The sequence below is a fragment of the Planomonospora sp. ID82291 genome (assembly GCF_015711645.1).
In the GTDB taxonomy this organism is placed as follows: domain Bacteria; phylum Actinomycetota; class Actinomycetes; order Streptosporangiales; family Streptosporangiaceae; genus Planomonospora.
The window spans coordinates 1,028,255-1,040,285 of the sequence record NZ_JABTEX010000001.1 but is presented as its reverse complement, the minus strand read 5'-3'; the positions used below and the strand labels follow the sequence as shown (position 1 = coordinate 1,040,285).

At 74.3% G+C, this 12,031-nt stretch carries 8 protein-coding genes; 3 read left to right on the top strand and 5 right to left on the bottom strand.

Annotation, left to right across the window (positions count from 1 at the left end):
• Positions 1-97 precede the first annotated feature (97 nt).
• Positions 98-901 (bottom strand): purine-nucleoside phosphorylase, encoded by an 804-nt coding sequence (locus HS045_RS04370; protein ID WP_196449864.1) that lies wholly within the window; start codon positions 899-901, stop codon positions 98-100.
• Between the two features lie 163 nt (positions 902-1,064).
• Positions 1,065-1,529, bottom strand: coding sequence for a gamma-glutamylcyclotransferase (locus tag HS045_RS04365; RefSeq protein WP_196451052.1), 465 nt, complete (start codon positions 1,527-1,529; stop codon positions 1,065-1,067).
• A 142-nt stretch (positions 1,530-1,671) separates the two neighbouring features.
• Here HS045_RS04365 and HS045_RS04360 point away from each other — a divergent pair, with 142 nt between their 5' ends.
• Positions 1,672-3,066 (top strand): NAD(P)H-quinone dehydrogenase, encoded by a 1,395-nt coding sequence (locus HS045_RS04360; RefSeq protein WP_196449863.1) that lies wholly within the window; start codon positions 1,672-1,674, stop codon positions 3,064-3,066.
• An 86-nt stretch (positions 3,067-3,152) separates the two neighbouring features.
• Here HS045_RS04360 and HS045_RS04355 read toward each other — a convergent pair whose 3' ends face one another.
• The 3 genes from HS045_RS04355 to HS045_RS04345 all read right to left on the bottom strand — a co-directional run bounded on the left by HS045_RS04355 (position 3,153) and on the right by HS045_RS04345 (position 7,393).
• Positions 3,153-3,950, bottom strand: a complete 798-nt coding sequence (locus HS045_RS04355) for an inositol monophosphatase family protein (protein WP_196449862.1) — start codon at positions 3,948-3,950, stop codon at positions 3,153-3,155.
• A gap of 157 nt (positions 3,951-4,107) precedes the next feature.
• Entirely contained in the window at positions 4,108-5,445 is a 1,338-nt protein-coding gene (locus HS045_RS04350; RefSeq protein ID WP_196449861.1) for a pentapeptide repeat-containing protein, read from the bottom strand.
• A gap of 91 nt (positions 5,446-5,536) precedes the next feature.
• On the bottom strand, positions 5,537-7,393 hold the full coding sequence (locus tag HS045_RS04345; protein WP_307827382.1) for a beta-galactosidase: 1,857 nt from the start codon (positions 7,391-7,393) through the stop codon (positions 5,537-5,539).
• Positions 7,394-7,433: 40 nt separating this feature from the next.
• On the opposite strand from HS045_RS04345, the gene HS045_RS04340 reads away from it, so the two are divergent.
• Positions 7,434-9,665, top strand: coding sequence for a glycoside hydrolase N-terminal domain-containing protein (locus tag HS045_RS04340; RefSeq protein WP_196449860.1), 2,232 nt, complete (start codon positions 7,434-7,436; stop codon positions 9,663-9,665).
• Positions 9,666-9,681: 16 nt separating this feature from the next.
• Positions 9,682-11,934, top strand: coding sequence for a TIM-barrel domain-containing protein (locus HS045_RS04335; RefSeq protein ID WP_196449859.1), 2,253 nt, complete (start codon positions 9,682-9,684; stop codon positions 11,932-11,934).
• The last annotated feature ends 97 nt before the right edge of the window (positions 11,935-12,031 follow it).

Genomic DNA, 12,031 nt, shown 5'->3' with positions numbered 1-12,031 from the left:
ATCACCTCACGCTCCGGGCGGGGAGGGCGTGTCCCCCCGCCGGTTGTCCCCTACCGGCCCGCCCGCGGGTCCCGTCCGGGGACCCGCGGGCCGGGCGCTACAGCTTGCTGACGATCCCGGCGAGCAGGACCCCCATCCGGGCCGCGGTGGTGCGGCCGACCTGGAGCACCTCCTCGTGGTTCAGCGGCTTGCCGACCAGCCCCGCCCCCGGGTTGGTGACCAGGGAGATGCCGAGCACCTCGGCTCCGGCCTCGCGGGCCGCGACGGCCTCCAGCACGGTGGACATGCCGACCATGTCGCCGCCGAGGACCCGGCACATCTGGATCTCGGCGGGGGTCTCGTAGGTCGGGCCGCGGAAGGCGACGTAGACGCCCTCGGTCATGGTGGGCTCGACCCCGCGGACCAGGTCGCGCAGGCGCCGGGAGTAGACCTCGGTGAGGTCGACGAAGGTGGCGCCGGTGATCGGGTTGGCGCCGGTCAGGTTGATGTGGTCGCTGATCAGCACCGCCTCGCCGATCTCCTGGGTCTCCGGGCGCAGGCCGCCCGCGGCGTTGGTCAGCACGACCGTGCGGACCCCGGCCCGTACGGCGGTGCGCACGCCGTGCACGACGGGCTCGACGCCCCGGCCCTCGTAGAGGTGGGTGCGGCCGAGGAAGATCAGCGCGTTCTTGCCCGACTCGGTCCGCACGGCGCGGACCTTGCCGGCGTGGCCGGCCACGGCGGGCGGTGCGAAACCGGGCAGGTCGGTCACCGGGATCTCGGCGACGGTCTCACCGATCGCGTCGGCGGCCGGGACCCAGCCCGACCCCATCACCAGCGCGACGTCGAAGGACTCGACTCCGGTGGCGCTCCGCAAAGCGGTCGCGGCGTCCGTGGCGAGTGCATAAGGGTCATTGGTCACCTCACCGAGCGTACTCGCCGGGCCGCCCACGCCATGACTCCGGAGGCCGCGACCCGCCGGACCGGCGGCGGACCGCAGGGACGACGGCGTGCCACCGGTCGCGGTCCGCCGCGGGTCCCGCGCCGGTGGTGGTCCGCCGCGGGTCCCGCGCCGGTGGTGGGCGTCAGCCGCCGAAGGAGGTGCAGGGGCGGTTGCGGAGCGCCTTGACGTAGTCGTCGGGGGCGCCGGCCTTCTCGGCGGCGTCGGACAGGATGCCGAGGTAGCGCGCCGAGGGCAGGCCGCCCTCGTAGCCGTCGAGCACGTAGAACCAGGCCACGACCTCGCCGTCCAGGGTCTGCACGCGCAGCCGTACCTTGTGGTAGAGGCCGCGGGTGGCGCCCTCCCACTGGTCGAGGGAGGTCTCGTCCCACTCGGGGACGTCGTAGAGGACGACGAAGACGTGCTCGTCGGGGTCCTCGACGATGGTGGCGAGCGCGCCGTCGAGCGCGCCGTCCCGGCTGAGGTCGTCCCCGCCGAAGGTCAGGCGCCAGCCCTGCAGCCAGCCCGACCCCCGGACGGGGGAGTGCGGGGCCCGCTGGGCCATCTGCTCGGGGTCCATGTTGCTGCCGTAGGCGGCGTAGACAGGCACGGTGCCCAAGACTAATCCAAGATCGCCCGCAGGCCCGTCCCCGCGCGCCATGTCGTCGATTTCCCCGGACGGCAAAGGCTTTCCGTGTTTTCCGAAGGGGACCGGAGCGGTGGTTGCTCCGGGGATGCGGGAGAATGGGGTGGTGACAAGGATCGCGATCATCGGTGGCGGACCCGGCGGATACGAGGCGGCACTGGTGGCGGCGCAGCTGGGCGCGCAGGTCACCGTGGTCGAGCAGGACGGGCCCGGGGGCGCCTGCGTGCTCACCGACTGCGTGCCCTCCAAGACCCTGATCGCGACCTCCGCGCGCAAGCAGGCGCTGCTCGACGCGGCGGCGCTGGGCGTGCACTACAGCGGGGGCCCCGACGGCGACGTGGGGACCCCGGTGGCCGACATGCCGCTGGTCAACCGGCGGGTGAAGGAGCTGGCGCGGGCGCAGTCCACCGACATCGCGGCGCGGCTCGCCGCCGAGGGCGTCGAGGTGGTCCGGGCGCCCGGGCGGCTGGTGGACCCGCAGGTGGTCAGGGCGGGCGACCGGACGATCCGGGCCGACGTGGTCATCGTGGCGACCGGCGCGACCCCGCGCATCCTGCCGACCGCCGAGCCCGACGGGGAGCGCATCCTCACCTGGCGGCAGATGTACGACCTGGCGGAGCTGCCCGAGCACCTCATCGTGGTCGGCTCCGGCGTCACCGGCGCGGAGTTCGCCGGCGCCTACCGCTCGCTCGGCTCCGAGGTGACCCTCGTCTCGTCGCGCGACCGGATGATGCCGAACGAGGACGCCGACGCCGCCGAGGTCCTGGAGGAGGTCTACCGGCGCCGCGGGATGAACGTCATGGGCCGCTCCCGCGCCGAGTCGGTCAAGCGCACCGCCGACGGCGTGGTCGTCACCCTGGAGGACGGCCGGACCGCCGAGGGCAGCCACTGCCTGATGACGGTCGGCATGATCCCCAACACCGCCGGGATCGGCCTGCAGGAGGCCGGGGTCACCCTCGACCGGGGCGGGTTCATCCAGGTGGACAAGGTCTCCCGCACCTCGGCGCCGGGCGTCTACGCGGCCGGTGACTGCACCGGGGTGCTGATGCTCGCCTCCGTCGCCGCGATGCAGGGCCGGATCGCCGTCTGGCACGCCCTCGGCGAGGCCGTGCAGCCGCTGCGCCTGGCCACCGTGGCCTCCAACATCTTCACCGACCCCGAGATCGCCGCGGTGGGCGTCACCCAGCGGGCGATCGAGGCCGGGGAGATCGACGCCAACGTGGTCAAGCTCCCGCTGGCGACCAACGCCCGCGCGAAGATGCAGGGCTTCCACGACGGTTTCGTGAAGCTGTTCTGCCGTCCGCACACCGGCATCATCCTCGGCGGCGTCGTGGTCGCTCCGCGCGCCTCGGAGCTGATCCTGGCGGTCTCGGTCGCCGTGCAGCAGCGGCTCACCGTGGACCAGCTCGCGCACACCTTCGCGGTCTACCCGTCGCTGTCCGGGTCCGTCACCGAGGCGGCCCGCCGCCTGATGCAGCCGACGACCCCCGGCGGCATCTGACCGACCGGGCCGCGCCCGGCCTTCTCGGCGCGGCCCGGCGTCGCGGGACCTGCGTGCCCGGGCGTCGCGGGACCTGCGGGTGCCGCCTACCCGTGCGCGTTCGCGACGAGCCCGAGCAGGAAGGCCAGCAGGTCCGGGCTCGCGGCCAGGGTGATCCGCGAGCGCATGGTGTGCGGGGTGCCGTCGAGGTCCACGACCGCGGCTCCGGCCTCGCGGGCGATGACCGCTCCGGCCGCCGTGTCCCACGGCCGGTTGTTGAGCATCACGGCGGCGTCGATCCGCCCCTCCGCCACCCAGGCGAGGTCGACGGCCGCGGACCCGAACATGCGGACCCGCTGCACGCGGGCGGCGAGTCCCGCGGTGAGCGCCAGCCGGGGGCGGTTCAGGGCCTCGGCGCCGTCGCCCACCGCGTAGTCGCCGACGGCGACCACCGCGGCCTGCGGGTCCTGCGCGCCGCTCGCCCGGATCGCCACCCCGTCGGCCCGCGCCCCGCCGCCCTCCACCGCGGTGTAGCGGGAGCCGAGGAACGGCAGCTCGATCACGCCGAGCCGGGGCAGGTCCCCGTCGACCAGGCCCAGGGAGACGCCGCACAGCGGGATGCCGTGCAGGAGGTTGGCGGTCCCGTCGACCGGGTCGAGGACCCAGGTCAGGCCGCCGCCCGGCGCCGCCGCGGCGCCCTCCTCCTCGCCGAGGAACCCGATCTCCGGGGTCTCCCTGCCGAGGAAGTCGCGAACGGCGTGCTCGACGGCGTAGTCCACCTCGGTGGCCATGTCGCGGTCGCCCTTGGCGGTGACGGTCCCGGTGGCCATGGTCCGCACGATCCCGGCGGCGATCGCGGCGGCCTCGACGGCGACCGGCAGGAGCGGGGCGAGGCGGGCGCTCACGCGGCGCCCGCCGGGCCGGCCTGCGTTCCGTGCGGTGTCGTTCCGTGCGGTGTCGTTCCGTGCGGTGTCGTTCCGTGCGGTGTCGTTCCGCGGGGTGTCGTTCCGTGTGTCGATGTCCTGTGCACCGACGCGATCCTACGAGATGCGCCGGCCCGTCTCAGCGCACGCGGCCGCGGAGCCGTCCCAGGGCGTTGCGGCCGTCCTGCACGGCCCGCGCCACGACGTGCAGATCCTGCTCCCGCCTGGCCATGACCAGGGCGTTCTTGGCGGCCTCGTAGGCGTCCAGGGCCTGTCGCCAGTCCTGGTCGGCCGTCATCCCGCCGCGCCCGCTGATCTGGAACTCGTAGTCGAGCCGGTCGACCTCCTCGCCGAGCCGGGTGATGTCCTCCTCCGCGCCCCGGCGCATGAGGGCGAACCGGGCGTTGCGCCGGGTCCGCCGCTGCGCGCTGACCCCCCAGGCCACCACGGTGACCGCCAGGCCCACCGCGCTGAGCACCACCATGACGAGTCCCACGGAGACCCCGCCGCCCTCCTCCGGCGTCCCGGCCGCGGACGGCCCGTCCTCCGACGCCTCATCGCCCGAGGAGCGCTCGGTGGGCGGGGGGGTCGGCACCTCGACCCCCGTGGGAGCGCCCTTGGCGCCCGTGAGGTCCGCGTCGTCGGCCATGGTGAAGGACGCCTTCTCGACCGTGGCCCCGGTGAAGTCCGCCCCGGCCAGCTCGGCCATGGTGAACTCCGCCTCGGTCAGGTCGGCGTCGACGAAGACGGCGTTGCGCAGGTTGGCCTGGGTGAGCGGGGCCTCGCGGAGGCTGGCCCGGGTGAAGTCGGCCTTGCGGGCCTTGAGCTGGCCGGGCGTGCTCTCGGTGAGGTCGGCGCCGACGAGCTTGGCGCTGGTGAACTCCACCTGGGTCAGCTCGGCCCGGGTCAGCTTCGCTCCGGACAGGTCCGCATAGGGGAACTCGGCCTGCCCCGCCTCGGCGTCGACGAGGATCGCGTTCCGCAGGTCGGCGTGGTCGCCCTTGACCTGGCCCAGGTCGGCCTCGGTCAGGTCCGCGCCGCGCAGGTCGGCGTACTTCAGCGTCACCTGGGTGAGGTTGGCCTCCTTGAGCGAGGCGTCGCGCAGGATCGCCCCGGTCAGGTCCTTCTGCACCAGCTCCTGGCCGTCCAGCGTGGCGCCGGTCAGGTCGGCGCAGCGCAGGTCGTCGGGGAGCCGGGCGCCCCGGGTGAAGTCCCGGCCGCGCAGGTTCGCGCGCTGACCGGGACGGCACGGGCCGGCCGAGACCGACCCGGCCGAGACCGACCCGGCCGAGACCCGTCCGGCGGAGGCCGACTCGGCCGAGGCCGGCCCTGCGGGGGTCCGGGCCGTGGCGCGGGCCTGGCCGTGGACCGGCGCGGCGGACGCGGCGTGGGCGGGCGCGGCGTGGGCGGGCAGGGCTGCGAACCCCGGCGCCGCGACGATCGCGGCGGTGAGCGCCAGGGAGATGGGACGACGCACGGGAGCCTCCTTCGACTGCGGCCCCGAGTGTGTCGGCGGCTCATTGCAGTCCGCTGGACACCCGCTTGATCCCCGGTGACCGCGCCGCGCCTCAGCGCGGCACCCGGGCCACCGCGTACCCTCCCGGGGGCAGCAGCAGGTTACCGGCAACCGCCTGATCCCGGTCGCCGTGGTTGACGGAGAACACCCAGTCGCCGCGCCGTACGGACTCGACGGGGACGGCGGGGCCGAGGTCGAGCAGGCGGGCGTAGGCGGCGTCGTCCAGGCGGGTGGAGACGTAGACGGCCCGGCCGCGGCGGGTGACGGCGGGGGTGCCGTCCGGGTAGCGGGCCAGGGCCTCGGCCCCGGCCAGGTGGACGTGCTCGGTCCACGCGGTCGCGGTGGCGCCGTCGTCCAGCGTCACCGGGTCCGCGATCGGCAGGAACTCCTCGACCCGGACGCCGAGCAGGTCGCGCAGGGCGCCGGGGTAGCCGCCGGTCCGGACGCGGGCGTGCTCGTCGGCGATCCCGCTGAGGAAGGAGACCACCAGGCGTCCGCCGCCGGCGGCGTACCGGCGCAGGTTGTCGGCGTCGTCGTCGGAGAGCAGGTAGAGGCTCGGGACGATCACCAGCTCGTAACCTGACAGGTCCGCCGAGGGCTGGACGAAGTCGGCGGTGACGCCGTGCCGGTAGAGCACCCGGTGCGCCTGCCGTACGGCCTCCAGGTAGCCGGTCTCGGTGGACGGGAAGGCGGGGGCCTGCAGCGCCCAGTTCGACTCGGGGTCCCACAGGATCGCGGCGGAGGCCTCGACCGGCGCCTCGCACGCCTCGGCCAGGGCGGGCAGGAGCGCGCCGAGGTCGCGGATCTCGCGGAAGATCCGCGAGTCCGGCCCGGAGTGCGGGACCATCCCGCCGTGCCAGAGCTCGGCCCCGCCGCGCGAGGCCCGCCACTGGAAGAACATCGCCCCGCGCGAGCCGCGCGCGATGTGCGACAGGCTCAGCCGGGTGATCTCGCCGGGGCGCTTGGCGACCATCCGGGGGCCGGTGTAGGTCACCACGGCCTGCTCCATCAGCAGCCACGGCCGCCCGCCCGCCCAGCCGCGCGCCAGGTCGGCGGCGAACGCGGTCTCCTCCGGGGGGTTCTCCGCCGGGTAGTGGTCGATCGCGACCAGGTCCACCTCCTCGGCCCAGTCCCACTGGTTCACCGGGACCCAGTCGCCGAGGACGAAGTTCGTGGTGACCGGGACGTCCGGGGTGAGCTCGCGCAGGACCGCCTTCTGCTCGCGGAAGTGCGCGAGCATCTCGTCGGACAGGAAGCGGCGGAAGTCGAGGACCTGGGAGGGGTTGGGCAGGTACTGGGTGGCGCGGGGCGGCATGACCTGCTCCCACGCCGAGTAGTGCTGGCTCCAGAACGACGTGGTCCAGGCGTCGTTCAGCGCCTCCAGCGTGCCGTGCCGCTCGCGCAGCCAGGTCCGGAAGGCGGCGGCGGCGTGGTCGCAGTGGCAGCCGGTGCCGTACTCGTTGTGCACGTGCCACATGGCCAGCGCCGGGTGGTCGGCGTAGCGCTCGGCGAGCGCGCGGACGATCCGGAGCGAGGCCGCGCGGTAGGCGGGGGCGGCCACGCAGTAGGTGTCGCGGCTGCCGTGGGTGAGCCGGACGCCGTCGGCGGTGACGGTCAGCGCGTCGGGGTGGGCGAGCGAGAACCAGGGCGGCGGGCAGGCGGTGGGGGTGGCCAGGTTCACCCGGATCCCGCCGCCGTGGAGCAGGTCGAGCACCCGGTCCAGCCAGCCGAAGTCGTGGACCCCCTCGGCGGGTTCGAGGCGCGCCCAGGAGAACACGCCGATGCTGACCAGGTTGACCCCGGCCTGCCGCATCAGGGCGACGTCCTCTTCCCAGACCTTCTCCGGCCACTGCTCGGGGTTGTAGTCCCCGCCGTAGCACAGGCCGTCCAGCCCTTTCGGCCAGTTCACTCTGGATCCTTTGTTAGGACAGTATCTAAACTAATTATCCATGGATCATGGAGTCGTCTCAAGTGCCGCGACCGGAGACTGGGAGCGGGCGCTGATCACCGGCAACGGCCGCCAGGGCGCCCTGGTGTACGGGGAGCCGGGGGAGTTCCGGATCACCCTCTCCCACGAACGCCTCTTCCTGCCCGTCACCGAGCCCCTGCCGCCGCCGCACACCGCCGCCGTCCTGTCCGAGCTGCGCGCCCTGCTGTACGGCGGGCGCGCCCGCGAGGCGGCCGAGCGGGTCGCCGGGCTCGCGGCCGCCGAGCATCCCGGCTACGCGGAGACCCGTTGGATCGACCCCCTGGTCCCCGCCGCCACCCTGGCCTTCTCCACCCGGGCGCCCGGAGAGGTCCGCCGGACCTGCGACTTCACGACCGGGCTGGTGACGCAGGAGCACGGCGCCGCCCGGCAGGAGGTGTTCGCCTCCCGTCCGGCCGACGTGGTGGCGGTCCGCCTCTCCGGGGCCGCGGGGCTGCTCCGGCTGCTGCCGCCCGACGGGGAGCCGCCGGTCCCGGTCCGGTTCACCTCGGTGACCGCCCCGGGCCGGCTGGTCCTCCACGCGGACCTGCCCGGATGCCGGCCCGGCGCGATGACGGGCTACACCGTCGAGTGCCGGGTCACCGGGGAGGCGGAGGCGCTCCCCGACGGGCTGGCGGTCCGGGGCGAGGTGCTCGTGCTGGTGCGCACCACCGTGCACGGCCCCGTGCACGGGGCCGGGCCGGCCGGGAGCGAACCGGTCCCGCTGGACGGGTCGGCCGGGAGTGAACCGGTCCCGCTGGACGGGCCGGTCCCGCTGGACGGGCTGCCCGCCGACTTCGGGCGGCTGCTGGACGAGCACGCGGCCGTGCATGGGGGGCTGCTGGGCCGGGCGGAGGTCCGGCTGCCGGACGACCGGCGGGCCGAGCGGCTGTTCACCGCCGGGCGGTACGCGGTGATCTCCAGTGCGGGAGGGCTGCCGCCGACCCTGCAGGGGGTGTGGACCGGGACGTACGACCCGCCGTGGTGCAGCGGCTTCACCATGGACGGGAACCTGGCCTCGGCGGTCGCGGCCCTGGCGGGCACCGGGACCCCGGAGCTGATGCTCGCGGTCTTCGACCTGGCCGAGGCGATGATGGACGACTTCCGGCAGAACGCGCGCCGGCTGTACGGCTGCCGGGGGATCCTGGTCCCGGCGCACCTGTCCACGCACGGCCTGCACAACCACTTCGGGCCGGTCTGGTGCCTGACCTTCTGGACGGCCGGCGCGGGCTGGCTGGCCCGGCTCTACCACGACCACTACGCGCACACCGGCGACCTGGCCTTCCTGCGCGAGCGGGCGCTGCCGTTCATGACCGAGGCGGCCCTGTTCTACGAGGACTTCCTGGACGGGGGCGGCGACTTCGTCCCGTCCTACTCGCCGGAGAACACCCCGGCGGGGGGCGACGCGCAGGCGTGCGTCAACGCGACCATGGACGTCGCGGTCGTCCGGGACCTGCTGCGCAACCTCGTCCGCGCGTGCGAGCTGCTGGACCTGGACCCGGCCCGGTGGTGGCGGCTGCTGGAACGCGTCCCGGCGTACCGGATCGCGCCGACCGGGGAACTCGCCGAGTGGATCGGCGCGGGGGACGCCCCGGCGGACAACCACGCGCACCGGCACGCCTCGCACCTCTACCCGCTCTGGTACGAGCGCGACCCCGCCTTCGACGACCCCGGGCTGGCGGCGGCCGCGGCGCTCGCGGTCCGGCGGCGGCTGGCGTGGTGGCGTGGAGAAAGCAGCGACGAGATGGCCTTCGGGCTGGTCCAGCTGGGGCTCGCGGCGGCGTCGCTGGGCCTGGCCGGCGAGGCGCACGAGGCGCTCACGCTGCTGGCCACCCGCTACTGGCGCGAGGAGAACCTGGTCTCCACCCACAACCGGGACGCGATCTTCAACGTGGACGTCTGCGGCGGGCTGCCCGCGCTGGTGGCGGCCATGCTGGTGCGCTCCTCGCTGCCCGGCACCGGCTACGGGCGGGTGGACCTGCTGCCCGCCCTCCCGGAGGCCTGGCCGTCCGGCGAGGCGCGCGGGCTGGTGGTGCGGGGCGGCACGGTCGAGCGGCTGTCCTGGACGCCCGGCCGGGTGGAGGCGGTGGTGCGGGCCTGGACCCCGCTCCTGGTCACCTGCGGCATCCAGAGCGCCCGGGTGCTGCCGGGGGAGGCTCTGCCATTGACGTTTGTTCGTTTAGACGCAAAACTAATTGCGCCACTGGAAGCCTGAAGCGCTGGAGTTCCCCATGCCCTACCGTCCCCCGCTGATCGCGCATGAGTACTTCGTCGCCGATCCGCCGGAGCTGCCCGTCCGCGCGCACGGGGAGGGCGGGCTCTCGGCGCTGACGGCGGCGGAGCTGGTGGCGGCCGACGAGTCCGGAGTGGTCCTGAAGGCGACGACCTCGACCGAGGAGACGCTCGTGGCCTGCGTGGGCGTGGCGGGCGAAGGGGTGATCCGGGTGCGGCTCGGCGAGGACGCCGACGCGCGCACCCGGTCGGCGCGGGCGATCGCCATGGTCACCCCGGGCGCGTTCGCCGGGGCCCGGGTGGAGACGGGCGACGGGACGGTCGTGATCGACGCCGGCCCGCTCCGCGCCGAGATCACCCTGTCCCCCTGGCACCTGCGCTTCACCGACGCCGCCGGGGCGACCCTGCTGGAGCAGGACGCCGGCCACGTCGACATCAGCGGCCGGCTGCGCACGCTCCCGTTCGGCCGCTCGGTGGCCGACGGCGAGGTGGCCGGCTACCACGAGAGCTTCGCCGCCCCCGCCGACGAGGCGTTCACCGGCTTCGGCGAGTCCTTCACCCCGCTGGACAAGCGCGGCCAGCGGCCGGTCATGTGGAACTTCGACGCCTTCGGCGCCGAATCCCAGCGCGCCTACAAGAACGTGCCGTTCTACCTGTCCAGCCGGGGCTACGGCGTGCTGGTCGACAGCGGCGCCCCGGTGGAGTTCGACGTCTGCCAGTCCACGCACAGCTGCGTGCAGATCGTCGTCCCGGACGACCTGATCGACTACTACGTGATCGCCGGGCCGACCCCGCCGCAGATCCTGGACCGCTTCGACCGGCTGACCTGCCGCCCGGCGCTCCCGCCCAAGTGGGCGTTCGGCACCTGGATCTCCTCGGGCTTCTTCGTCGACACCCAGGAGCGGGTGATGAACCGCGCCCGGACGATCCGCGAGCGCGGCATCCCCTGCGACGTGCTGCACCTGGACACCTACTGGCAGACCGACGGCCACTGGTCCGACCTGCGCTGGGACGAGGGCAACTTCCCCGACCCGGCCGGGATGCTGGCGGAGCTGAAGGAGATGGGCTTCAAGGTCTGCCTCTGGATGAACCCGTACATCTCCCACCTGAGCCCGGCCTTCCCCGCCGCCGCCGAAGCCGGATACTTCCTGAAGAAGAAGGACGGTGAGGTCTACGTCGCCGACTCCTGGCACGGGTCCTATCCGGCCTGCGGCATCGTCGACTTCACGAACCCCGCCGCCGTCGAGTGGTTCCGGGGGCTGCTCCGGCCGCTGCTGGAGCAGGGCGTGCAGGTCTTCAAGACCGACTTCGCCGAGGGCGTGCCGCACGACGCGGTCGCCGCCAACGGCATGACCGGCACCGACCTGCACAACGTCTACACGCTGCTCTTCAACGACGTGGTCTCGGAGGTGACCCGCGAGGTCGCCGGGCACGGCATGGTCTGGGCGCGCTCGTCCTTCCTCGGCGGGCAGCGGCACGCCGCCCAGTGGAGCGGCGACACCTACACCAGCTACCCGGCGATGGGCAGCACCCTGCGCGGCGGGCTGGCGCACGGCCTGTCCGGCATCCCGTTCTGGAGCCACGACGCGGGCGGCTTCACCGGCCGCCCCACCGACGACCTGTACGTCCGCTGGACCCAGTTCGGCGCCCTCTCCCCGCTGCTGCGGCTGCACGGCACCACCAGCCGCGAGCCGTGGGAGTTCCCCGAGGTCGAGGCCGAGGCCGTGGCGGCGCTGAAGCTGCGCTACCGGCTCATGCCGTACCTCTACACCGCCGCCGTCGAGGCCGCGCGGACCGGGGCGCCGATGATGCGGGCCCTGTGCGTCGACCACCCGGACGACCCGGTGGCCTGGCAGGCCGACCTGGAGTACCTGCTCGGCCGCGACCTGCTGGTGGCGCCGATGACCTCGCCCGACGGCGTCCGGAGGGTCTACCTGCCGGCCGGCGAGTGGATCGACCACTGGACGGGGGAGGCGCTCGCGGGCGGTCGGTACGTCACGGTGTCCGCGCCGCTGGAGCGCATCCCGCTGTTCGTCCGGCGCGGCGCGGTCATCCCCGTCCTGGCCGAGCCCGGCGAGGCCGTCGGGGACGGGCCGTTCGGGGAGATCACGCTGGTCGGCTACGGCACGGACGCCGGGACCGCGGTGATCTCCGACGTCGACGGCGACACCACGGCGACCGTGGCGGCGGACGGGGTCCGGGTGGACGGTCCCGCGCGCGTCACGGGTTTCGAGCGGTTCGGGGCGGAGTGAAGGCCACGGGTTTCGAGCGGTTCGAGGCGGAGTGAAGGCCACGGGTTTCGAGCGGTTCGGGGCCGCCTGAAGTACGACGGCCGCGCTCGCGCGGCCG